The organism is Glycomyces sp. NPDC047010, from assembly GCF_040644205.1.
Classification (GTDB): Bacteria; Actinomycetota; Actinomycetes; order Mycobacteriales; family Micromonosporaceae; genus Glycomyces.
Genome location: NZ_JBEYVY010000015.1, coordinates 43,135 through 66,663, shown reverse-complemented (window position 1 = coordinate 66,663; position 23,529 = coordinate 43,135). Strand labels below are relative to the sequence as shown.

The following is a 23,529-nucleotide window of genomic DNA, read 5'->3' as shown; positions in this document are numbered from 1 at the left end:
CCGCCGCGTCCGGACGGCACACTGTGTCGGTGAAAATCATCGAGTTCAACGCGGCCGACGCCGATCTGATCGACCGGTCCTTCGCCATCCTCACCGCGGCGAACCACGCCGACGCGCCCGAGAACCCCGCCTACACCGAGCGGTTCTTCCGGACCCTGTTCACCCACGTCATGCCCGGCCGCGCCCGCCACTGGTTCGCGGCCGTCGCCGACGACGGCACCGCGGTCGCCTTCGCGCGCATCGGGTTCTTCACCGACGAGAACCTCGACCTCAGCCGCATCGAGGCGTACGTCCACCCCGACCACCGCGACGGCACCGCCGAGGCCGACCTGTTCGCGCACGTCGAGGCGTTCTCCCGCGCCCACGGCCGCACCACGATCGTCTCCTCAGCACCCGTCCACTGGGAGGGCGGCCCCGCCCGCGACGGCGCCCGCGCCGCGCTCCTCGCCTCCCGCGGCTACACGCTCGCGCTCACCACCGTCAACCGCCGCAGCCCGATCGACCCGCTCGGCCCCGACGAGGAGCGCCTCCGCTACGACGAGGCCCTCGCGAAGGCCGGGGACACCTATGAGATCCGCCAGTGGATCGGCCCGGTCCCCGACGACCTCCTGGACACCATGTGCCGCATGGACACCATGATCGTCAACGAGATCCCCCTCGGCGAGCTCGACTTCGAGGTCGAGCAGATCACCCCCGAGAAGTTCCGCGCCAAGGAGGCCGTCAACGAGGTCGAGGGCCGCACCTGGGTCATGTCGGTCGCCGTCGAGCGCGCCACCGGCGAGGTCCGCGCCTGGACCGAGATCGCCCTCGACGACGGCGACACCGTCAACGGCCTCCAGGGCATCACCATCGTCGACCCCGCGCACCGCGGCCACCGCCTCGGCCTACTCCTCAAGCTCGCGAACCTCCGCCTCGTGCGCGAACACTCGCCGACCACGCAGTGGATCTGGACCGACAACGCCGACGTCAACGCCCCTATGATCGCGATCAACGAGCTCATGGGCTACGCCACCGTCGACGCCAACGCCGAATACCAGCTCAAGGGCTGAACCCCACAGGCGCCCTTGGGCTCCCGGCCCCGGGGCGCCTGCGGTGGACCCCGATCATGGACGCTCCCGGCCATACTCGGGACATGCAGATCACCCCCGTCGACACCGCCGACGACCGCATGGCGGGCGAGATCCTCGCCCTCGTCAACGCGGTCCTCGACGCCGACGCCCCCGAGAACCGCCGCCCCGTCGAGCAGACCTTCCGCGCCGAACTCCGCCAGGACCGGCCCGGACTCGACATCGCGTACTTCGCCGCCGTCGAGGACGGCGCGCTCGCGGGCTACATCGGCATCGCCTTCCTGACCGGCGACAACCCCCACCTCGCCATGGCCGAGCTCATGGTCCGCCCCGACATGCGCCGCCGCGGCATCGGCGCCGCCCTCCTCGCCCACTACGTCGCCTACGCCGCCGAGCACGGCCGCACCGACCTCACCGCGGGCACCCTCACCACCTGGGGCGACGGCCCCCGCCGCCCCGGCACCGGCGCGGAGTTCCTGGAGCGCAACGGGTTCACGCTCGCGCTCGTCCAGGTCAACCGCCGCAGCCGCACCGACGCCCTCGCCCCCGACGAGGAGCGGCTCCTGTGGGACCAGGCCGTCGCCGCCTCCGCGGACTACGAGGTCCGCACCTGGACCGGCCCCGCCCCCGACGACCTCATCGAGTCCCTGTGCCGCCTCGACGCCATGACCCGCGTCGAAGTCCCCTCCGGCGACGTCGCCCTGGAGCCCGAGCACGTCGACGTCGAGCGCGCCCGCGCCAAGGAGGCCCTCGCCGCCGCCATCCACGAGGTCCCCGTCAAGGCCGCCGCCGTCCACCGCGCCACCGGCGAGGCCGTCGCCTACACCCACGTCCACGCCTACGCCGACCCCGCGGCCGTCCACGCCGCCCAGGGCATCACCATCGTCGACCCCGCGCACCGCGGCCACCGCCTCGGCCTCCTCCTCAAGCTCGCGAACCTCCGGCAGCTGCGCGAGCGCTTTCCGCGCGTCGCCGAGGTCTGGACCGAGAACGCGGACGTCAACGGCCACATGGTCGCCATCAACGACCGCCTCGGCTACGAGGCCGTCGACGCCCTCAGCGTCTACCAGCGCAAGCTCAAGCCCTGATCGGAGCCGTTTCCGTAATTCGGTTGCCGAGTGTCATACCCGCTGGTCAGACTGTGCAGATGAGCAACATCCAGATCGTCGAGCTCGACCCCGCTGACGGCGACCTCGTCTCCGGCGCGTTCGAGGTCCTGCGCGCCGCCCACGCCGCGGACGCACCCGAGGCCCCCGCACCCCACTGGGGCAAGTTCACCCTGGGCCTGGTCCATCCCGACCCCGCCGAGCACGAGGCGACGTTCATCGCCGTGCGCGACGGACAGGTCGTCGGCATCGCCGAGGCCGGGTACCCGGCCCGCGAGAACCTCCACTTCGGCTGGGCGAGCATCCACACCCACCCCGAGCACCGCCGCCAGGGCGTCGCCAGCGCCCTCCTGGAGCACTTCATCGCCGACGCCAAGGGACGAGGACGCACCACCCTCACCCTCGACACCCGCCTCACCTGGGAAGACGGCATCGAACGGTCGAAGGCCGGGCAGCTCTTCGCCGAGAAGCACGGCTTCGAGCAGGCCCTCACCTGGATCAACCGCCGCTGCGCCGTGGACGCCCTCGACGCCGACGCCGAGCAGGCCCTCCTGGAGAAGTCGCAGGCCGCCGCCGGCGACGCCTACGAGATCATCTCCTGGATCGGCCGCACGCCCGAGCACCTCGTCGACACCATGGCCCGCATCGACTCCACGATCCTCGAAGAGGTCCCCCTCGGGGACCTGGAGCTCGGCCCCGAGACCATCGACGCGGAACTGAAGAACGCCCGCGCCGACCGCAACGAGGCCATGGGCGTCAACGCGATCCAGACCATCGCGGTCGACCGGGCCACCGGCGAGGCCGTCGCCAACACCGCCGTGTTCGCCTACAACGACCCGGAGTACTCGGACGCGTTCCAGGGCATCACCATCGTTAACCCCGCGCACCGCGGCCACCGCCTCGGCACGCTCCTGAAGATCCTCAACCTCCGCCTCGTGCGCGAGAACTACCCGCAGGTGCGGACCATCTGGACCGACAACGCCGACGTCAACGCCCCGATGATCGGCATCAACGTCGTGCTCGGCTACGAGATCCTCGACGGCGGCGCGGAGTTCCAGCGCAAGCTCGACGCCTAGCGGAAACCCCGAAAGGGTGTCTCCAGGCACAAGCCGACCGTGAGAGTGGCGACCGCTTCTCACGGTCGGCTATTGTTCTTAGCTGGCCCTAGTTCTTCATTGCAGAGGCCCGATCAGGCGCGTCCCGCCCCATCACCGTCGGCTCATGGTGAAACCGATATTCCGCGGAACGTGCGTCATTTACGAAGTCGTTCTCGCGGAAGGCGAACCATGACTCTTGACCAAACTGTGCCGGATGCTGCCATCAGTGAATCCGACATTGCTCCCGAAACCACTGAAACCCTCGAAACCTCCCCGTCGGAGGCCGCGGTGAGCGAGGCTCCCGCGACCGAGGCGACCCCGGCGGAGACCCCCGCCGAGGCCCCCGCAGCGGAGGCCGCCACCGAGCCCCTCAACGAGGAGTTCACCGTCGAGACCGACGAGGTCGCGGTGCCCGAGGGCCCGTCCTTCGACGAGCTCGGCCTCCCCGAGAAGATCACGGCCGCGCTGGCGGAGCAGGGCATCATCACGCCCTTCCCGATCCAGGCCGCCACGATCCCGGACGCCATGGCCGGGCGCGACATCCTCGGCCGCGGCCAGACCGGCTCGGGCAAGACCCTGGCCTTCGGCCTGCCGACCCTGTCCCGCCTCGCGGCGGGCGGTCGCACCAAGGCCAAGCGGCCGCGCGCGATCATCCTGACCCCGACCCGCGAACTCGCGATCCAGGTCGCCGAGTCGCTCCAGACCTTCGGCGACGCCGTCGGCATCGAGATGAAGGTCGTCTGCGGCGGCACCGCGTTCTCCCGCCAGATCGACGCGCTCCGCGCCGGGGTCGACATGCTCGTCGCCACCCCGGGCCGCCTGCGCGACCTGATCCGCCGCGGCGAGTGCTCGCTTGAGGACGTGGAGCTCGCGATCCTCGACGAGGCCGACCAGATGGCCGACATGGGCTTCCTGCCCGAGGTCGAGGAGCTGTTCGACCAGCTGCCCCAGGGCGGCCAGCGGATGCTCTTCTCGGCCACGCTGGAGGAGGAGATCGACGTCCTCGTCCGCAAGTACCTGTCGGAGCCCGTCGTCCACTCGGTCGACCCGCCGGCCGGCTCGGTCACCACGATGAGCCACCACCTGCTGCTCATCGGCCCGCGCGACAAGGCCACCATGACCGCCGCCGTCGCGGCCCGCCCGGGCCTGACGATGGTGTTCGTGCGGACCCAGCTCGCGGTGGACCGCATCGCCGAGGAGCTGCGCGAGCAGGGCGTCAACGCCGAGGGACTCCACGGCGGCATGACCCAGGCCGACCGCTCGAAGGTCCTGGACCGCTTCAAGAACGGGCGCCTCGACGCGCTCGTGTGCACCGACGTCGCGGCCCGCGGCATCCACGTGGACGGCGTCGACATGGTCCTCCACGTCGACCCGCCGAAGACCCACAAGGACTACCTGCACCGCGCCGGGCGCACCGCCCGCGCCGGGCAGTCCGGCCACGTGGCGACCCTGGTGCTGCCGCACCAGAACCGCACGATGTTCAGCCTCATCGAGCGCGCCGGCGTGGAGGCCACCCGCCACTACGTCAACGACAACTTCGATGCCGAGCTGACCACGCTCATGGGCGCCCGGAACTTCACCGACCTGCGCGCGGTGTCCTCCGAGCACCAGGCGACCCGCAACGACGACGAGGTCAAGCGCCTCGAACGCCAGATCCAGCGCCTGAAGGAGGACGCCGAGGGCCTGCGCGCCGAGGCGACCCGCCTGCGCGAGCAGGCCGAGCGCGAGATCCTCGAAGGCCCATCGAAGCGCCGCGACGACCGCGGCCCGCGCCGCGACCGCGACGACCGCGGTGGACGCGGGGGCTACGGCGGCGACCGCGGCAACCGCGGTGGCGGTTACCGGGGCAACCGCGAAGGCGGCGACCGCGGCGGCTACCGCGGGAACCGCGAGGGCGGGGACCGCGGCGGTTACCGGGGCAACCGCGAGGGCGGCGGCTACCAGGGCAACCGCGGCGGCGGCGGCTACGGCGACCGCGACAACCGCGGCGGCGGCTACGGCGACCGGAACCGCGGTGGCTACGGCGACCGCGAGGGCGGCCGCAGCGGCGGCTACCAGGGGAACCGTGACGGCGGGGGCTACGGCAACCGCGGCGGCGGCTACCAGGGCAACCGCGACAACGGCGGCTACCGGGGGAACCGCGAGGGCGGCTTCCGCGGCGGCGACGACCGCGGGCGCGGCGGCTACGGCGACCGCGACCGCGGCGAGCGCCGGGGCTACGGCGACCGCGAGCGCCGCGACCGCTGGTAGGCACTGACGACTGAACCGGGGCCGACGAGGGGCATCCCTCGTCGGCCCCGTTCGTCTTCTCTGGGGGAGCCGGGTCCGGCGCGGCCGCAGTACCCTTGCGGGACCGCCTCCCGCACCCCTGAAAGGTCCTGAATGGACGCCGCTCCGCGCTCTGCCACTGCACTCGGCATCGACTTCGGCACTCACAACACGGTCGCCGCGGTCCTGCGCGGCGACGGGCGGCGCCACCAGATCCTCTTCGACGGCCATCCGCTCCTGCCGTCTGGAATATATATCGACCACGATGGTTCCCTCCTGGTCGGCAGGGACGCGGCGAGGGAGGCCCGCCGCCACCCCCACCGCTACGAGCGCAACCCGAAGCTCCGCCTCGACGCGCCTTCACTCCTGCTGGGGGACAGGGAGGTCCCGATCGGGGACGCCGTGGGCAGTGTCATGGGCCGGGTCCTCGCCGAGTGCACCGCCGTCGCCGGGGCGCCCCGGTCGGTCACGATCACCGTCCCCGCCGGGTGGGGCCCGAACCGCCGCCACATCGTCACCGACGCCGCCCTCGCGGCCGGGATGCCCGCCCCGCTGCTCCTGCCCGAACCCGTCGCGGCGGCCCGCTACTTCGCCGAGGTGCTCGGGCACCGGATCGAGCCCGGCCGGGCCGTCGTCGTCTACGACCTCGGCGCGGGCACGTTCGACGCCAGCGCGGTCGCCTTCGGGCCCAACGGGTTCGACGTGCTCGCCGTGGACGGCTCGGACCGCGTCGGCGGGCACTACCTCGACCAGGAGCTCGTGGACTACCTCGGCGGGCGCTTCGCGGGGACCGAGGCGCGGTCGTCGGCGTGGCGGGCGCTCCTCGGCGAGCCCTCGAACAACCGCGACGCGGGCGGCGAGGTGCTGCGGGCCCGGTTCCAGCTCTACGACGAGGTGCGCGAGGCGAAGGAGCGGCTCTCGCGCCGCTCGACCACCGAGGTCCTCGTCCCGGGGTTCGCCGCCGAGGAGCTGCTGACGCGCGCGGAACTCGACCTCCTGGCCCGGCCGCTCCTGGCGCAGACCGTGGCGATCACGAAGGCGGTGATCCGCGAGGCGCGGCTCTCGCCCGAGCAGGTCGCGGGCGTGTTCATGGTCGGCGGCGCGAGCCGGATGCCCTTGGCCGCCACGATGATCCACCAGGAGCTCGGCATCGCCCCGACGATGATCGAGCAGCCCGAACTGGTCGTCAGCGAAGGCACCGTGGCCGTCCCTGACCAGCCCTTGACGCCTGCGGCGGTGCCGCCCCCGGCCCTCCCGCTCACCCCGGCCGCCGTCCCGCAGCCCACGGGCCCGGTCACGCGGGTGCAGCCGGTCGTCCCGATTCCGGCCGTCACGGCCGTCCAGCCGATCGTCCCGCCGCGGCGCCGGGGCCTACCCGTCGCACTCTTGGCACTCGCCACGGTCCTTGCCGTGGCCCTGATCGGCGGCGGCGCCTGGTGGCTGAGCGGCCTCGACGGCCAAGCGGCGGAAGAGGACCCGACCACGGCCGCGGAGACGTCCATCGCCGAGACCGAGGACCCCGCCTCGCCGCAGGCATCGAACACCCCCGGGCCCGAGGAGACGACCTCCGCCGATCCCGGGCCGCTGACCGGCGAGGTCTACTGGAACTGCCCGCAGACCCGCTCCTACTGCGCCGACCAGGGCGGTGATCCGGGCATCCGCGGCTCCGCCGACGACGTCACGGCGATCGGCTACGCCGCGGTGGGCACGGTGTTCGAGCTCGTCTGCTACGAGACGGCGGACCTGATCACGCCGCGCGGCAACGAGGGCGAAGAGGGGTTCTGGGACTACCACGAGGGCAAGGACGCCTCGGACGTCATGGTCCGGGTCGTCCTGGGGGACAATGAGTTCGGTTACATCCCGTTCGTGTGGCTCGTCATCGACCCGGCCGACGTCAACTCCCTGGGCGGCCTGGCCGAGTGCTAGCCCGGGCGGGCGGTGGGGCCCGCCCGGACGTCTCCTTCTAGGCCGCTGCGGGGGCCGGTTCGACCGCCGCCTCGTCCTTCTTCCTGTTGAGCCACAGGCTGTCCAGCGCGAGCAGCCCGCCGCCGGAGAACCCGATGGCGATGGCGAACACGGCCAACGTGAGCACGTACTCGTAGCCGCCGTTCATCGAGAAGAACCCGCCGTCGAGGTGCACGAAGTACATCGCGCCGAGCATGACCGCGGCGAGCGCGAGCCCGACGAGCGGCAGCAGCGCGCCCGCGATGAGCAGGAAGCCGCCGACGAGCTCGGTCGTGGCCGCGAAGTAGGCGGACAGCGTGGGTGCCGGGATTCCCATGCCCTCGAAGCCTTGCGCGGTCGCGTCGATCCCGTTGGTGCTCCACTTCTGCCAGCCGTGCGCGATGAACACGACGCCGAGCGCGACGCGTCCGATGAGCAGCCCGATCGGTTGGAGTCTTGCGATCACATTGCCTCCCAAAGGGGGATGCTGCCCGATCCCGGGCAGTCTTAGTTGACTGTTCAACTAACCCGTGAGCATACCAATCCCAACAGGTCTGTGTAAATATGACCCACCTTCAGATATCTAGCGTGATTTGCGCGGTAAAGCCCCGCTCACAAAAGAAGCCGACAGGAGTACCCTGTCGGCCTCTGCCGCAAGGACTCAGCCCTCGGCGACCGCCCGGTGGAGGTCCACGCCGCGGTCCGCGAGCGCCTTCCGGACCGCGTCGGTGTCCGGCTCCGCCGTGAACAGCGATGCGATGAGCGCCTTGGGATCGAACGGCCGCCCGTCGGCGCCGACGAGGCCGGTCCCCTCGCCCCAGCGGATCTCGGTGCGCATCTTCTGCGACCGGAACGCCGCCACGGCCACCATCGAGGCGAGCCCGCCCGCCGGGAACCCGCGCCGGTCCAGCTCCTGGAACAGCGCGCCGCGGCGACCCGTGTCGATCTCCGACAGCAGCCCGTCCAGACTCGCCCGCGACGGGCCGAGCAGTCCGCCGATCACCTGGTAGGAACGGGCCGCCCTGACCTCGTGCCAGTGGCGCTCCAACCAGTCGGCGACCTCCTCCCAGGAGGCGCGCGCGGTGCCCTGCGACCTCCACATGACGTCGACCGTCGCCGCGACGGGGCGGTGGTCGGCGAACAGGCCGAGTGCGGGCCGCTCGTCGCCCGGCCGGAGCCCGCCTGGCGCGCCGACGAGCGCGGCGACCCTCCGCGCGTGCGACGGATGCGTGGCGTTCCAAGCGGTCCGGCCCGACAGCGGCTCGGTGCGCAGCGCCGCCCGCTCCTCCGGCAGCGCGTCGAGGAAGCGGCTGAACCCGCCCATGACGTCGAACGGCAGCAGGCCGTGCTCCACCGCCGGGTTCAGGTGCGTCCTGAGGAACCGTCCCCACATGCGGTCGAGCACCTGCACCTCGGCGAGCGTCGACCACGTGTTCGGGCCTCCCGCGTACGCGGCCGCCGCCTGATCGCCGGCGAGCACCCGGGCCCTCGTGATCCGCGACGTCGCCGCGAAGCAGACCGCCGCGTACGGCCAGAGCAGCAGGTTCAGCGGGTTCGCGGGGTACTTCGCGAACAGCCCCTTGAGGTACATGTGCCCGTCCCAGACCAGGCCCTCGACCGATCGGCCCGCCGTCGCCGAGCCGCCCATGTGGACCGCGAGCATCGCCCGGAACAGGCCGACCGTCCGGGTCGTGAACACGCCGATGCCGAGGAGGAGCACCGTCCGCCGCACCCCGTGGCGCATGGTGCGCTGCGTGTAGAGGCCGGAACCGTTGTCGACGAGGACCACGTCCGGGACCGTCCCGCCCACGGCGGCGGCGACCTCCTCGACCAGCGCCCACAGCTCCGGAGCCCGCTCCCGGTCCACCGGCTCGCCCCGCATCGGCTCGGCGACGTCGCGGAGCATCGCCACCGGCGTGATCAGCAGAGCCGCTGCGACGATGGCCCAGCCGAAGAGGACACCGGCCGTCGGCGAGCCGATCGCCTGCGCCAGCGGAACGGCGAACGAGCCGAGCAGCACCGCCGACAGCAGCGCCCAAGGCGCGAACCCCCACAAGAGGACGAGGGTCATGACGCACGCGAACTTCGAGGCCGTCCGTGCAGGATGAGGTTGGAGTGGTGCAGAGGGGTTCACGCCGGAATCGTAGACGAGCCCGGTTCGGATCCAGTCCTCAGTGGCGGCGGACCGCTTCCTCCACCAGTTGGAGGATGCGGGTGATCTCCAGGTCGTCGCGGCCCGTGGCGAGGTAGCGGACGAGGCCGTCGTACATGAGCTGGAGGAAGCCCGCGAGGACCTCGATGTCGACGTCGGTGCGGAGGACGCCGATCTCGCGCTGGTGCTCCAGGCGCTCGCGGCTTGCCTCGGCGATGGCCTCGCGGCGGCGGCCCCACGCCTCGGCGAACTCGGGGTCGGTGCGCAGGCGCCGCGCCACCTCCAGCTGCGTCCCCAGCCACCCGGAGATCTCCGGCTTGTCGGCCCCCGCGGTCAGGTCCTGCATGACGCCGACCAGACCCCGCTCGGCCACCGTCGCCGCCATCTCGGCCGCGTCGACCGACGCGACCGCCAGGAACAGTGCGTCCTTGTCCCGGAAGTGGTGGAAGATCGCCCCGCGGGAGAGCCCGGTGGCCTCTTCGAGCCGCCGCACCGTCGCGCCCTCGTACCCGAATTTGGCGAAGCACGAGCGGGCGCCGTCCAGGATCTGCTGGCGGCGCGAGTCGAGGTGTTCTTGGCTGACGCGAGGCACCCGGCAATCTTGCCACCTGGGATTGGCCCTGGGCCATCGAGTCGCCTACCGTTGTCCCCATGGACAGGTGCGGACGGCGGGGGAGCGGCGCGTGAAACTCAGCGATTTCTGGGACCGGATGGACGAGACCTTCGGTCCCGCCTACGCCAAGTCGGTGGCCTCCGACCACTCGATCGGGCAGCTCGGGGGCCGCACCATCGACCAGGCCCTCGCCGAGGGCGAGAACGCGAAAGCCGTGTGGATGGCGGTGTGCCGGGCCTGGCCCGAACGGATCCCGGCGCGCCTCGTGCGCTGACCCGCGGATCCCTCGTGTTGCGAGTTGCGCCGTGTTCGAACAAGCCGTTGTCCTACCTTGTCGGAGGGTGCGGCTACCGTATTCGACATGGCTAAGCAGACAGGATCCAAGGGAGGCGGGATGAACTCCGCTCAGGACAAGGCTAAGGCGCTCGATCTCGCGCTGGCCCAGATCGACAAGCAGTTCGGCAAGGGCTCGGTCATGCGACTGGGGGAGAAGCCGAAGCAGAACGTCAAGACCATCTCGACCGGATCCATCGCGCTCGACGTGGCCCTCGGGGTCGGCGGCCTGCCGCAGGGCCGCATCATCGAGATCTACGGCCCGGAGTCCAGTGGTAAGACCACGATCGCGCTCCACGCCATGGCCAACGTGCAGGCCGAGGGCGGCGTGGCCGCGATGATCGACGCCGAGCACGCGCTCGACCCGATCTACGCCGAGAAGCTGGGCGTGAACGTCGACGACCTCCTGGTCAGCCAGCCGGACACCGGCGAGCAGGCCCTGGAGATCGCCGACATGCTGGTCCGCTCCGGCGCCGTCGACCTCATCGTCATCGACTCGGTGGCCGCGCTCGTGCCGCGCGCCGAGATCGAGGGCGAGATGGGCGACTCGCACGTGGGCCTCCAGGCCCGGCTCATGAGCCAGGCGCTGCGGAAGATCACCGGCGGCCTGAACACCACGGGCACCACGATGATCTTCATCAACCAGCTCCGCGAGAAGATCGGCGTCATGTTCGGCTCGCCCGAGACCACCGCCGGCGGCAAGGCGCTCAAGTTCTACGCCTCGGTGCGCCTGGACATCCGCCGCATCGAGACGCTGAAGGACGGCGGCGAGGCCGTCGGCAACCGCACCCGCGTCAAGGTCGTCAAGAACAAGGTCGGCTCGCCGTTCCGGCAGGCCGAGTTCGACATCCTCTACGGCATCGGCGTGTCCAAGGAGGGCTCGCTGATCGACATGGGCGTCGAGCACGGCATCGTGAAGAAGTCGGGCGCCTGGTACACGTACGAGGGCGACCAGCTCGGCCAGGGCAAGGAGAAGGCCCGGGCGAACCTCAAGGAGAACCCGGACCTCGCGCTGGAGATCGAGAAGCGGATCAAGGAGAAGCTCGGCGTCGACGCCGCCGCGGCCGACGCCCCCGCCAAGATCGAGGACGAGCTTGAAGAAGCCGAAGTCGACTTCTAAGCCGAACGACCCGGAAGAGGCCCGGCAGTACTGTCTCCAACTGCTGTCGGGCCGGCCCCGGACGCGCACCGAGCTCGGGGACTCCATGCGCCGCAAGGGGTTCGAGGAGCACATCGTCACCGAGATCCTGGAGCGGTACTCGGAGGTCGGCCTCATCGACGACGCGGTCTTCGCCCGCGCCTGGGTCGAGTCCCGCCACCGCTCCCGCGGTCTGTCGAAGCGGTCCCTGGTCGGGGAGCTGCGCCGCAAGGGCGTCGACCCGGACTTCATCGACGCCGCCGTCGAGCAGGTGAGCGACGAGGACGAACGCGAAGCGGCCCTGGAACTCGCCCGCCGCCGCTACCGCTCGCTCGCCGGGCAGAGCGACGACGCCGTGCTCCGCAAGCTCGTGGGCATGCTCGCCCGCAAAGGCTACGGCTCCGGCATCGCGATCCCGGTGGTCAAGCAGGTCCTTGCGGAGGCCGAGAGCGACGCCGCGGAACTCCTCGACGAGGACGCCCACTTCGAGTGACCCGGCGATGTCACACCCGCCGGGCACCATCGAAGCCGGGGGCGACCGCGGATTGAGGACGCCTCACGTTCACAACCGCCCCCGCTTTCAAGCGTCGCTCGGGGGTACGACACCGCCGGGGGCCGGGTGTTCCATCATCCGGAATGCGGCAGGTCGGTAAGGAGCCGTTAACGCGATCGACATACCATTGCCGCTGACGACGCAGCGCCGCGCCCGGTCCTCCGTTGCTCCTTACCTTTGCGAGGTATCCATGACCGAACCGAAACCCGTGGTGGTCATCGCCGACCCACTCGCGCCCGCTGCGATCGAGGTGCTCTCCGGGGACTTCGACGTCCGGGAGATCGACGGAACGGACGTGGACTCCCTCCACGCCGCGCTGGTCGAGGCCGACGCCGTGATCGTCAGGTCCGCGACCACCATCGACGCCGCCGCGCTCGAACACGCGCCGAAGCTCAAGATCGTCGCCCGCGCGGGCGTTGGCCTCGACAACGTCGACCTGCCCGCCGCCACCGAGCGCGGCGTCATGGTCGTCAACGCGCCGACCTCGAACATCGTGTCCGCCGCCGAGCAGGCCATCACGCTACTGCTCGCCAGCGCCCGCCACATCGCGCGCGCCGACGCGTCGCTGCGCGCCGGCCGGTGGGACCGGAAGAAGTTCACCGGGGTCGAGATCCAGGGCAAGACGCTCGGCGTGGTCGGCTTCGGCAAGATCGGGCAGCTCGTCACGACCCGTATGCAGGCGTTCGACATGGACGTCGTCGCGTACGACCCGTACGCCCAGCCCGCGCTCGCCGCGAAGCTCGGGGTGCGGCTGGTCGACCTCGACACGCTGCTGTCGCTCGCCGACTTCATCACCATCCACCTCCCGAAGACCCCCGAGACCGTGGGGATCATCGGCGAGGACGCGCTGAACAAGGTCAAGCCGGGCGTGCGGATCGTCAACGCCGCGCGCGGCGGGCTCATCGACGAGGACGCGCTCGCCGCGGCCCTCCAGGACGGCCGCGTCGCCGCCGCCGGCCTGGACGTGTTCGTCAAGGAGCCGTGCACCGACTCGCCGCTGTTCGCGCTCGACAACGTCGTCGCCGCGCCGCACCTGGGCGCCTCCACCCGTGAGGCCCAGGACAACGCGGGCCTGGCGGTCGCGAAGAGCGTGAAGCTCGCGCTGTCGGGGGAGTTCGTGCCGGACGCGGCGAACGTGCAGGCCGGGGGTGTGGTCCACGAGGAGGTCCGCCCGCTGCTGTCGCTCGCGGAGCGCCTGGGCCGGACGTTCAACTCGCTGGCCGGCTCGGCCGTGCAGTCGGTGACGGTGGAGGTCCGCGGCGAGGTCGTCGCGCACGACGTCACCGTGCTCCAGCTGGCGGCCTCGAAGGGCCTGTTCGTGGACGTGGCCGACTCGGTCACGTACGTGAACGCGCCGCTCGTCGCCGAGCAGCGCGGGGTCGAAGTGGGCCTGTACACGTCGCAGGAGTCGCCGGAGTACCAGACGCTGGTCACCCTGCGCGGCGCGATGGTCGACGGCCGGGGCCTCACGGTCTCCGGCACGATCAGCCCCGGGCCGCACGGCGGTCCGCGCCTGACCGACATCGACGGGTTCGAGCTGGACATCGACCTGGACGGGTCGCTGCTGTTCCTGCGGTACACGGACCGGCCCGGCGTGGTCGGCCTCATCGGCGGGGCGATCGGCGACCTGAACATCAACATCGCCGCGATGCAGGTGGCGCGCAAGGCGGCCGGGGGCGAGGCGGTCATGGCGATCGCGCTCGACGCTCCGGTGCCGGCCGAGGTGCTGGGCCGCGTCAAGGACTCCGTGGGCGCGACCGGTGCGAAGGCCGTGACCCTCCAGGACTGAGGGATTCACTGAATCCCCTGCGTCTCAGCCGTTCCATCTGCTGAGAGCCGTTCGTCGGAATGCGGGACGGGTGCGTTATGGTGAACGCACCCGCCCCGCATTCCCCGTTCCCGGCCCAGGCGCCGGACGGGTCCGAGCGCGCGGGGCGTCGAGGAAACGGAAACCAGAGAGGCACCATGAGCAGGATCGCGGTCATCGCCGGCGACGGCATCGGGCAAGAGGTCACCGCCGAGGCGCAGAAGGTGCTCGCCGTGGCCCTCCCGGGCTACGAGTACACCGAGTACGACCTGGGTGCGCGCCTGTACAACCGGACCGGTGAGATCCTCCCCGACAGCGTCCTGTCCGAACTGGACGAGCACGACGCGATCCTCCTGGGCGCCATCGGCGACCCGAGCGTCCCCCCGGGGGTCCTCGAACGCGGCCTGCTGCTGAAGCTCCGCTTCGAGTTCGACCAGTACGTGAACCTGCGGCCGAGCCGCCTGTACCCGGGCGCGTCCTCGCCGCTGGCGGACGTCAAGCCCGGCGACATCGACTTCGTGGTGGTCCGCGAGGGCACCGAGGGCCTGTACACCGGCGCCGGCGGGAACCTGCACACCGGTTCGCCCGCGGAGATCGCGACCGAGGAGTCCCTGAACACGCGGTACGGCACGGAGCGGGTCGTGCGCGACGCGTTCGAGCGCGCCCGCCGCCGCCGCGGCCACCTGACGCTCGTCCACAAGACGAACGTGCTGGTGCACGCGGGCGGGCTGTGGAAGCGCGCGTTCGACGACGTGGCCGCCGAGTACCAGGACGTGACCACCGAGTACCAGCACGTGGACGCCGCCGCGATGTTCCTGGTGAACCGGCCGCACACGTTCGACGTCATCGTCACCGACAACCTGTTCGGCGACATCCTCACCGACATCGCCGCCGCCGTCACCGGCGGGATCGGGCTGGCCGCGACCGGTTCGATCAACCCCGACCACACGCACCCGTCGACGTTCGAGCCCGTGCACGGCTCGGCCCCGGACATCGCCGGGCAGGGGATCGCCGACCCGGTCGCCGCGATCTCCTCCACTGCGCTCCTGCTGGAGCACCTCGGCCGCGCCGACGCCGCCGTCGCCGTCAACGCCGCCGTGGAGCGCGAGCTCGCGTCCCGCGACAACGGGACCCAGATCCGCACCGGGGAAGTGGGCGACCGAGTAGCCGCCGACGTCGCCGGACAGCTCAGCTAGACCCAAGCAACAGCTTCAGCGCCCGGCGGGCCCGCGTTCGACCAGAACGCCTCGCCGGGCGTTTTTCCGTGTCAGGGCCCTGATCAGAGCCTGCCGCCCGCCCACCTGAACGAGCGGTAAGTTAAGCATCAGGACCAGTAACGACAAGCACACTCGACCTTGTGAACCCGAAGGACAGATCATGACCACCGACGGTCTTCCCGACCTCAGGCGCGAGCCGCACCCGAACCCGACCCCGGACGCCGAGCGCGAGGCCATCCTCGCCGACCCGGTCTTCGGCACCGTGTTCACCGACCACATGTTCACCATGACCTGGACCGAGGGACGCGGCTGGCACAGCGCGACCCTCAAGCCGTTCGGGCCGCTCACGCTCTCCCCGGCGGCCGCGGTCCTGCACTACGCCCAGGAGATCTTCGAGGGCCTCAAGGCGTACCGCCACGAGGACGGCTCGCTCGGCCTGTTCCGCGCCGAGGCCAACGCCCACCGCCTCAACATCTCCGCGACCCGCATGGCCATGCCGCACCTCCCCGAGGAGTGGTTCCTGGAGTCGATCCGCGAGCTCCTCGCCGTGGACGGGAACTGGGTCCCGAGCCAGGACGAGGCCACGCTCTACCTGCGCCCGTACATGATCGCCTCCGAGTCGTTCCTCGGCGTGCGGCCCGCGAAGGAGTACCTGTACCTCCTCATCGCGTCCCCCGCGGCCGCGTACTTCAAGGGCGGCCCGAAGCCGCTGACGCTGTGGGTGTCCGAGGAGTACAACCGGGCCGGACCGGGCGGCACCGGGGCGGCGAAGGCCGGCGGGAACTACGCCGCGAGCCTCCTGCCCCAGTCCGAGGCGATCGACCACGGCTGCGACCAGGTCATCTTCCTTGACGCCGTGGAGTACAAGTACGTCGACGAACTCGGCGGCATGAACCTGTTCTTCGCATACGAGAACGAGCGGGTGCTCTACACCCCCGAACTGGGCACCATCCTCCCCGGCATCACCCGCGACGCCATCCTCACCCTCGCCACCGAGGCCGGATGGGAGGTCCGCGAGGCGAAGTACTCGATCGACCGCTGGCGCGAGGACGCCGAGTCGGGCCTGCTCACCGAGGCGTTCGCGTGCGGCACCGCCGCCGTGATCACGCCCGTCGGGACCGTGAAGGGACGCAAGGGCGCGTTCACCATCGGCGGCGGCGAGGCCGGGAAGTTCACGATGCAGCTGCGCCAGACGCTCCTGGACCTCCAGTACGGGCGCACCGAGGACACGCACGGCTGGATCACCACGCTCGGCTGACCTGCACCGGCGTCCGCCGCCGGGGAGCGACAGTCGCCTACCCGACAGCGGACGCCGCGTCCGCGGAAAAACCGGACAAACAATGGTCCCCTTCCCGTACCTTTGATTCCACGTGCGTCAAGGTCTCGGGGAGGGGACGCGTTGGCTGAGGTCACCATCCGCCTGAACCGGCTGGGCCTGGAGCGCGGCCGCGTGTGGCAGGCCGTCCTGGCCGCCGTCGCCGTGGTCCTGCCCGTCGCCGTGTGGATCGGACTCGAACGCGCCCTTGGGGACTCGGTCCAGAACATCGGCGAGGGCGACACCCTGTTCCTCCAGTCCTACCCCGTCGCCGGCGCGAACCTCGAATACGAGCTGCCCGGCTCCGGCTGGACCAGCCCCGGCGTCCACTTCGCCGACCAGCGCCAGAACTTCGTGCGCGACCACCTCACCGCCTCCGTCGAGGTCGACTCCGGCGTCGACAGCCTCGAACGCCTCCTCGACCGCCGCGTGCAGCCCGTCATCGCGCAGAACGGCTACATCTACAACAACGTGCGCGACTACGCGAACGACGGCACCGGCCTCTCCGGGTACCGCGCCGACATCATCGGCATCGACAGCGCCGGATCGATCACCGTGGTGGGCAACGACAAAGGCGCCGCCGCGATCCTCGTCCTCATCGCCCCCGGCTCCGACCCCGCCGCCACCGACGTCGACCCCGACCCGTACGTCGCGACCTTCGAGCTGGAGGGCAAGTGACCGTCCGCACCGAACGCGTCGTCGTCGAGTCCCAGGGCGCGTTCATCCGCATCAGGCGCCCCGCCTACTGGCTGTTCGTCGCCTGCCTCGTCTACGGCCTGCTCGAACTCGGCCGGATCTTCTCGCCCGACTACGGCGACATCGCGACCGCTCTGTGGGCCTCCATCGCCGTCAACGCCGTCCTCGCGATCGTGTTCCTCCAGATCCTCTCCCGCCTGGACCTGTTCGAACGCGAACCCCCCACGGTCCGCGCCGCCGCGATGGCCTGGGGCGGCATCGTCGCCGTCGCGCTCGCGATGCTCGCCAACAACGCCGCGCTCGTCGTCCTCGCCGAACTCGCCGACGCCAAATGGGCCCGCACCTGGGGCCCCGCGATCGTCGGACCGATCAACGAGGAGTGGCTCAAGGCCCTCGGCGTCGTCATGCTCGTGCTCATCGTCCGCGAGCACTTCGACCGCTCCATCGACGGCCTCATCTACGGCGCCCTCGTGGGCCTCGGCTTCCAGATCGTCGAGAACCTCACGTACGCCGTGAACTTCGCGACCCTGAACCCCAACTCCGACATGGCAGGCGCCCTCACGGTGACGTTCACGCGCGTGCTCGTCGCCGCACCGTTCTCCCACCCGCTGTACACCGGCGCGGCCGGGCTCGGCATCGCGTTCTTCGTGACGCAGACGCGGCGGTCCTTCAGCACGCGCCTGGGGGTCATGGTCGGGCTGTTCGCGCTTGCGCTGGCGATGCACGGCCTGTGGAACCTGCCGATGCCGCCGTCGCTCCCCGCGGGGCTCGCGATCCCGCTGACCTACGGCAAGGGCCTGATCATCCTCGGCCTGTTCTACGTGCTGTACCACTTCGCGGCCCGCGCCGAGTGGCGCTGGTTCGTCACCACCATGTCCGATGAGGACGAAGCGGTGATCACCACCGCCGACCTCACCGAGATGCGGTCCCTGCACTCGCGGCGCCGCGCCCGCAAGCGCGCCCAGCGGCGCTGGGGCAAGCACGCCTCGCAGCTGCTGCGCCAGCTCCAGCACGAGCTGGTGAGCCTCGCGACGCTCGTCGCCCGCGACCAGCGCCGCGGCGACCGGGACGGCGACAGCCCCGACGTGGCCGCCGTCAAGCGCAACATCACCGCCATCAGGGCCGAACTGGCCCAGGCGAAGGGCGCGGTCGCCGCCAAGAAGTAGGCCGGCCGCGGAAACCGGGATCGGATCGAGGGGCCCGACTGCGCGGCGAATGGGCCGACGACCCGGTGGACCCGGGTCGCCATCACGGGATCGAGTCCCTGACGCCCCGCGCCCGCCTTTGTCAGCCGCCGACCGGGCCCTTGCGGGGGACCGGGGCGACCGAGCCCTTCTCGGCCTGCGCGGGCGCGCTCGCCGACTCGCTCGACGGCTCCTCGCTCGGCGACTGGCTCGTCGTCACCGACTCCGAAGCGCCCGGGTCGGTCGTGGGCGCCTCGCTCGTCGGGGCCTCGGTCGGCTCCTGCGTGGGCTCCCCGCTCGTGGGCTCCTCCGTGGGCGTCGTCTCCGTCGGCTCCTCGGTGGGCTCCTCCGTCGGCGGCGGCGTGGTCGGGGAGCTCTCCTCCTCGGTGGGCCCGCGGGTGCCGTCGTCGCCGCCGACGGGCACCAGGTCGGGGGAGCGGCCGCCCGTGCCGCCGCCGCTCCCGCGGCCCTGGGTCGCCGCTCCCGCGGTCGACTCCTCCGCGCTCGGGTCGGCGGCGTCGCCGCCCCGGGGCGCCTCCTCCTCGGCAGCCGTCCCGGCCGCCTCGGCGTCCTGCCCGGTCGTGTCCGAGCCGAGCCCGAACCAGCCCTCGATGATGTCCGCGTCGTCGCCCTCGGCGAGGCCCGGGATGTCGGCGCCGCCGCGCACGAGCGCGCCGGTCGCGATGACCCCGCCCGCCACGGTCGCCACCGCGATCACCCCGATCCGCCGGAACCGCTTCGAGCGGCGCAGGTCGTAGCCGAGCGAGCGGACCGCGCCCTTGGTCTCGCGCCCGATGGCACCGAAGAGTCCCACGTGTCTCCCACCGTCCGTTCGTGTCCTTCACTCGGATCAACGAACGAGTCGACTCCGGGTAACCGTCAGGTCACCCGTGCGGGGGTCATGCGAACGACCGAATCCGAACGGGGGACGGGCCCTAGAAGTCGCGCTTGACGGCCTTCACGAGCAGGCCCGCGAAGACCTCCAGCGCCGCCGGGTCGACGTCGGCCCGCGAGTCCTCCAGGGCCGCTTCGGCCTCGGCGGCGAGCGCCTCGATGCGGTGCTCGGTGTCCGCCAGCGCGCCGGTGTCCATGAGGATCGCGCGCAGCCGCGCCACGCCCTCGGCGTCGAGGCCGGGGTCCCCGAGCCCGGCGTCCAGGACCGCCCGGCGGCCCTCGTCCGCGGCCGCCCAGGCGCGGGCGACGAGGAACGTGTGCTTGCCTTCGCGCAGGTCGTCACCGGCGGGCTTGCCGGTCTGCGCGGGGTCGCCGAACACGCCGAGCACGTCGTCCCGCAGCTGGAACGCCTCGCCGAGCGGCAGCCCGATCGCGGAGTAGTGCGCGCGGACGCGCTCGGGGGCGCCCGCGAGGGACGCGCCGATGAGCAGCGGCCGCTCGATCGTGTACTTCGCGGACTTGTAGCGGGCGACCTTCGCGGCCGTGGCCTCCGAGACGTCCCGGCGGACCTCGGAGAGCACGTCGAGGTACTGCCCGGCGCTCACCTCGGTGCGCATCAGGTCGAAGTCGCCCCGGGCCGCGGCGACCTTCGCGAACGGCATGCCCGCGGAGCAGAACAGCTCGTCGGACCAGGCCAGGCACAGGTCCCCGAGGAGGATCGCGGCCGCGGAGCCGAACTCCTGGGGCCGACCCGACCAGCCCTCGCTCTCGTGGAGGGTCGCGAAGCGCCGGTGCACGGACGGGGCGCCGCGGCGCGTGTCGGAGCCGTCGATGAGGTCGTCGTGCATGAGCGCGGACGCCTGGAGCAGTTCGAGGGAGGAGACGCAGGCGACGAGCTCGTCGGAGTCCTCCAGGCCCGCGCCGCGGGCGCCCCAGTACGCGAACGCGGGCCGCAGCCGCTTCCCTCCGCCGAGCACGAAGTCGCGCACCGCGTCGGCGTAGACGCCGAGCCGTTCGTCGATGCCGCAGATGACCGCGGCCTGCCGGTCCAGGAAGGCCGCGAGGGCCGCGTCGACGCGCTCGTTGAGCTCCACGTTCCGAACGCTAGACGAGCATTTCCGCGTCCCACCTGTTGGGTGTCCTCGAATGCAGGTCAGCACACGTGTGCCAGTCCCGTTACCGTTGAGTGCATGACTCTCGGGACGCCCAGCGTGATGCCGGTGAAGGCCGCCAAGATCGGCGACCTGCTGCGCTCGGGCGAGCCCAAGTTCTCCTTCGAGCTGTTCCCGCCGCGCGACGAGCAGGCCGAAGGGGTCCTGTGGCGGACCATCCGCGACCTGGAGCGCCTCGGCGCCGACTACGTGTCCGTCACGTACGGCGCGGGCGGCTCGACGCGGCTCAAGACCGTCGACACGACGAACCTCGTCAACGCCGAGACGACGCTGCTGACGATGGCGCACTGCACTGCGGTCGACCACTCCGTCGCCGAGCTGCGGAACCTCATCGGCCACTTCGCGAACGTCGGCGTCCGCAACATCCTCGCCGTGCGCGGCGACCCGCCGGGGAACCCGCGCGCCGACTGGGTCAAGCACCCCGACGGCATCCTGCACGCCCGCGAGCTCGTCGAGCTCATCAAGGAGTCCGGGGACTTCAGCGTCGGCGTCGCCGCGTTCCCCGACGGCCACCCGCGGGACGTCGACTGGGACACCGGGGTCCGCTACTTCGTGGAGAAGTGCCGCGCCGGGGCCGACTTCGCGATCACGCAGATCTTCTACGACGTCGAGGACTACCTGCGCCTGCGCGACGCCGTCGCCGCGGCCGGGTGCGACATCCCGATCGTCCCGGGCATCATGCCGATCACGAACATCAGGCAGATCGAGCGGTTCGCGGTCCTCACCGGCATGGTCTTCCCCGAGGCCCTCGCCGAGCGCCTCCGCGCGGCCGCCGACCGCGACGCCGTGCGCGACATCGGCGTAGAGGTCGCGACCGCCATGGGCGCCAGGCTCCTCGCCGAAGGCGCCCCCGGCCTGCACTTCACCACCTTGAACCACTCGCGCTCCACGCGCCGGGTCTGGCAGAATCTGCGCCCGTAGCCCGGCCGGGGGGTTGCGGTCACCACTGGGACACGTAGAGTCCTCTTCTATGCCCGATGCTGCGAATGCGCGCCTGATGCCGTCTGCTACAACAACACCCATGCGCACCCGAGTGCCCGCCGACTCCCTTGTAGGCCGGGTCATCCTCTCCACGCGGTTCCAGCCCGGCGCGGTCGTCGGCGTCGGCCTCACCGCGAGCCTCTTCATCCCCGTCTGCGTCGTGGTCGGCGGACCGGTCCTCCTCATCGCCCTGCCGCTCCTGGCGGTCACGGCCCTTGCGGACTCTTCCTACATGCTCCTGGCGGCCCGCTCCACGAGCCTGTCGCGGCGGGTCCTCGTCCTCGAACCCCTCGCCGCGCGCCTCTCCGAAGGCGCCTGGCTGCTCGCCCTCTGGTTCCTGGGCGCGCCCGGCTGGGCCGTGGCCGTCACCGGCGCCCTGTGCTGGATGTACGTCCTCACCCGCATGCGCGCCCGCCAGGTCGGCCTGAACGACCTCGGCATGACCACGATGGGGGAGCGCTCGGTCCGCGAGGTCGTCGTGGCCCTGGGCCTGGGCGCGTGCGGCGTCATCGCCGTCGCCGGGGGCGGCCAGTACGCCGAGTGGACCGAGGGCGTCGTGACGATCGCCATCACCGCGTGGATGCTCCTGGCGGCCCTGGGCCTGCTCCAGCTCGTCATCGTCGTCGGCGCGGCCCTGCGCAACGACTGACCGGGAATGGCCGCGCCCCCGCGCGCGTTGAGGAGCGAATGCGCTCCGACGACATCACCGACGACCAGATCGCCGCCTTCATCGACTCCGCCGCGCGCGGGCGCCGGGTCCCCGAGGAGACCCAGCGGCTGCGCGACGCCGAGGAGATGCTCGCGAAGAAGGACCCCCACGCGGCCCTGAAGTTCCTGGAGCCGCTGCTGCGCGACCACCCGGAGCACCCGGACGTCATGCTGGTGGCCGCCCGCGCCTACTTCAAGTCGGCGCAGCTGAACAAGGCGCTGGCGCTCTCGGAGAAGATGGTCGAGGCCAACCCGGCGGACTTCTACGCCCGCCTGCTCCTCGGCCGCACCCTCCAGCGCATGGGCCGCAATGAAGAGGCGCGCGGGCACCTGCGGCTCGTGGACGAGATCAGCGAGTAGTCGCCATTTCCGGGCGGCATTGCGCGGCCGCCCGCGGCGTTCATGATCGAACGCCGCATGGCGCCGAAGCGAACACAGTGGGCCGCGGACTGAAGAGTCCGCGGCCCTTTCGCATTGCTGCGCAAGGCTTCTCCTGTCGGATGGGCGACAATCCGTAGCGATCCGCTGATTTTGTGCGAAGTTGGGGGTTGGAAATGTCGTACCCCTGTGGTTCCATGTTTCTCGAACGCAAGTTCGAACAGAGGTTTAGGAGGCCACCATGGCTGCTTCCCGACCCGGAGCCACGCGATCCGCATCCACCGTGTCGACCGCCGGCACCGGCTCCCCCCGACTCGTGCAGGCCGGCACCGTCTCGAACTCCCGGCTGCGCATCCCCGCCGATCAGCTACCGAACCGCTCCCCGCTGCAACTGCTCGCCACCGCCCGCGCCGACCTCGACGACGCCGCCGAGCGCGTGCGGCCCGGCGAGCGGTACGCCGAGGCCCACATGGCGGCGCTGCGCGTCGCCGTCGCGGTCCTCGCCGTCCGCGCCGGGGACGCCACCGGCAGGCGCCGCCCCGGCCGCCCGTCGAGCACCTGGGAGCTCCTGCGCAACGTCGCGCCGGAACTGGAGGAGTGGGCCTCCCACTTCGCCCGCACCGCCCGCAAACGGGTGCTCGCCCAAGCGGGCATCCCCGACATCGTCACGCCCGAGGAGGCCGACTCGATCGTCACCGACGCGCGGCGCTTCCTCGACGTGGTGGTGCGGTTGTTGGGGTTCTCCGCTCTCGCACGCTGAGAACGACCTGAGGGAACGGGCTCGCTGACGGCCCGCCCCCTCCGGGTGACCCCTGCCGTGACCGGCGATATGCGCGCGACCGGTGCGCACCGGCGGTTATACGATTGCTGCCAGCGCTTGACGCGCTCGCTGTTCAATCAATCGCT

22 protein-coding genes are annotated in these 23,529 nt (G+C 71.4%); 17 read left to right on the top strand and 5 right to left on the bottom strand.

Annotated elements, in window-relative coordinates:
* Window positions 1–29 precede the first annotated feature (29 nt).
* The 5 genes from AB0A65_RS24740 to AB0A65_RS24720 all read left to right on the top strand — a co-directional run bounded on the left by AB0A65_RS24740 (window position 30) and on the right by AB0A65_RS24720 (window position 7,464).
* Window positions 30–1,049, top strand: a complete 1,020-nt coding sequence (locus AB0A65_RS24740) for a hypothetical protein (RefSeq protein ID WP_359954886.1) — start codon at window positions 30–32, stop codon at window positions 1,047–1,049.
* A gap of 83 nt (window positions 1,050–1,132) precedes the next feature.
* Window positions 1,133–2,155 carry a GNAT family N-acetyltransferase gene (locus AB0A65_RS24735; RefSeq protein WP_359954884.1) on the top strand — a complete coding sequence of 341 codons (1,023 nt, stop codon included), beginning with the start codon at window positions 1,133–1,135 and terminating at the stop codon, window positions 2,153–2,155.
* 59 nt (window positions 2,156–2,214) lie between these two features.
* The gene (locus AB0A65_RS24730; RefSeq protein WP_359954882.1) at window positions 2,215–3,249 is read left to right on the top strand and encodes a GNAT family N-acetyltransferase; all 1,035 of its coding nucleotides are present in this window, start codon (window positions 2,215–2,217) and stop codon (window positions 3,247–3,249) included.
* Window positions 3,250–3,558: 309 nt separating this feature from the next.
* On the top strand, window positions 3,559–5,520 hold the full coding sequence (locus AB0A65_RS24725; protein ID WP_359954880.1) for a DEAD/DEAH box helicase: 1,962 nt from the start codon (window positions 3,559–3,561) through the stop codon (window positions 5,518–5,520).
* Between the two features lie 132 nt (window positions 5,521–5,652).
* A complete protein-coding gene (locus tag AB0A65_RS24720; RefSeq protein WP_359954878.1) occupies window positions 5,653–7,464 on the top strand; it encodes an Hsp70 family protein in 1,812 nt (603 codons plus the stop codon).
* 37 nt (window positions 7,465–7,501) lie between these two features.
* On the opposite strand, the gene AB0A65_RS24715 is transcribed toward AB0A65_RS24720, so the two are convergent.
* The 3 genes from AB0A65_RS24715 to AB0A65_RS24705 form a co-directional block, all read right to left on the bottom strand.
* Entirely contained in the window at window positions 7,502–7,948 is a 447-nt protein-coding gene (locus AB0A65_RS24715; RefSeq protein ID WP_359954877.1) for a DoxX family protein, read from the bottom strand.
* A 195-nt stretch (window positions 7,949–8,143) separates the two neighbouring features.
* Window positions 8,144–9,616 (bottom strand): hypothetical protein, encoded by a 1,473-nt coding sequence (locus AB0A65_RS24710; RefSeq protein WP_359954875.1) that lies wholly within the window; start codon window positions 9,614–9,616, stop codon window positions 8,144–8,146.
* A gap of 37 nt (window positions 9,617–9,653) precedes the next feature.
* Complete coding sequence (locus tag AB0A65_RS24705) at window positions 9,654–10,226, bottom strand: helix-turn-helix domain-containing protein (protein WP_359954873.1); 573 nt, start codon at window positions 10,224–10,226, stop codon at window positions 9,654–9,656.
* Window positions 10,227–10,317: 91 nt separating this feature from the next.
* Between AB0A65_RS24705 and AB0A65_RS24700 the strand changes: the two genes are divergently transcribed.
* The 8 genes from AB0A65_RS24700 to AB0A65_RS24665 all read left to right on the top strand — a co-directional run bounded on the left by AB0A65_RS24700 (window position 10,318) and on the right by AB0A65_RS24665 (window position 18,472).
* Entirely contained in the window at window positions 10,318–10,521 is a 204-nt protein-coding gene (locus AB0A65_RS24700; protein WP_359954871.1) for a DUF3046 domain-containing protein, read from the top strand.
* A 120-nt stretch (window positions 10,522–10,641) separates the two neighbouring features.
* Window positions 10,642–11,700 (top strand): recombinase RecA, encoded by a 1,059-nt coding sequence (gene recA / locus AB0A65_RS24695; protein ID WP_359954869.1) that lies wholly within the window; start codon window positions 10,642–10,644, stop codon window positions 11,698–11,700.
* A complete protein-coding gene (locus AB0A65_RS24690) occupies window positions 11,675–12,211 on the top strand; it encodes a regulatory protein RecX (RefSeq protein ID WP_359954867.1) in 537 nt (178 codons plus the stop codon). Before recA ends, AB0A65_RS24690 begins: the two co-directional genes overlap by 26 nt.
* Before the next feature lie 250 nt (window positions 12,212–12,461).
* Window positions 12,462–14,060 carry a phosphoglycerate dehydrogenase gene (gene serA / locus AB0A65_RS24685; protein ID WP_359954865.1) on the top strand — a complete coding sequence of 533 codons (1,599 nt, stop codon included), beginning with the start codon at window positions 12,462–12,464 and terminating at the stop codon, window positions 14,058–14,060.
* 176 nt (window positions 14,061–14,236) lie between these two features.
* Window positions 14,237–15,274, top strand: coding sequence for a 3-isopropylmalate dehydrogenase (locus AB0A65_RS24680; protein WP_359954864.1), 1,038 nt, complete (start codon window positions 14,237–14,239; stop codon window positions 15,272–15,274).
* A gap of 181 nt (window positions 15,275–15,455) precedes the next feature.
* Window positions 15,456–16,553, top strand: a complete 1,098-nt coding sequence (locus tag AB0A65_RS24675) for a branched-chain amino acid aminotransferase (RefSeq protein ID WP_359954863.1) — start codon at window positions 15,456–15,458, stop codon at window positions 16,551–16,553.
* A gap of 141 nt (window positions 16,554–16,694) precedes the next feature.
* Window positions 16,695–17,288, top strand: coding sequence for a hypothetical protein (locus AB0A65_RS24670; RefSeq protein WP_359954862.1), 594 nt, complete (start codon window positions 16,695–16,697; stop codon window positions 17,286–17,288).
* Window positions 17,285–18,472, top strand: a complete 1,188-nt coding sequence (locus tag AB0A65_RS24665) for a PrsW family intramembrane metalloprotease (protein ID WP_359954861.1) — start codon at window positions 17,285–17,287, stop codon at window positions 18,470–18,472. Before AB0A65_RS24670 ends, AB0A65_RS24665 begins: the two co-directional genes overlap by 4 nt.
* 121 nt (window positions 18,473–18,593) lie before the next feature.
* On the opposite strand, the gene AB0A65_RS24660 is transcribed toward AB0A65_RS24665, so the two are convergent.
* Complete coding sequence (locus AB0A65_RS24660; RefSeq protein WP_359954860.1) at window positions 18,594–19,304, bottom strand: hypothetical protein; 711 nt, start codon at window positions 19,302–19,304, stop codon at window positions 18,594–18,596.
* Between the two features lie 121 nt (window positions 19,305–19,425).
* Entirely contained in the window at window positions 19,426–20,478 is a 1,053-nt protein-coding gene (locus tag AB0A65_RS24655) for a polyprenyl synthetase family protein (protein WP_359954859.1), read from the bottom strand.
* A 96-nt stretch (window positions 20,479–20,574) separates the two neighbouring features.
* Here AB0A65_RS24655 and metF point away from each other — a divergent pair, with 96 nt between their 5' ends.
* The 4 genes from metF (at window position 20,575) to AB0A65_RS24635 (ending at window position 23,383) form a co-directional block, all read left to right on the top strand.
* Window positions 20,575–21,477: a methylenetetrahydrofolate reductase [NAD(P)H] gene (gene metF, locus AB0A65_RS24650; protein WP_359954857.1), complete on the top strand. Its 903-nt coding sequence runs from the start codon at window positions 20,575–20,577 to the stop codon at window positions 21,475–21,477.
* Window positions 21,478–21,577: 100 nt separating this feature from the next.
* Entirely contained in the window at window positions 21,578–22,186 is a 609-nt protein-coding gene (locus AB0A65_RS24645; protein ID WP_359954855.1) for a hypothetical protein, read from the top strand.
* A gap of 38 nt (window positions 22,187–22,224) precedes the next feature.
* A complete protein-coding gene (locus tag AB0A65_RS24640; protein ID WP_359954853.1) occupies window positions 22,225–22,605 on the top strand; it encodes a tetratricopeptide repeat protein in 381 nt (126 codons plus the stop codon).
* Between the two features lie 259 nt (window positions 22,606–22,864).
* Complete coding sequence (locus AB0A65_RS24635) at window positions 22,865–23,383, top strand: SAV_6107 family HEPN domain-containing protein (protein WP_359954851.1); 519 nt, start codon at window positions 22,865–22,867, stop codon at window positions 23,381–23,383.
* Window positions 23,384–23,529 lie beyond the last annotated feature (146 nt).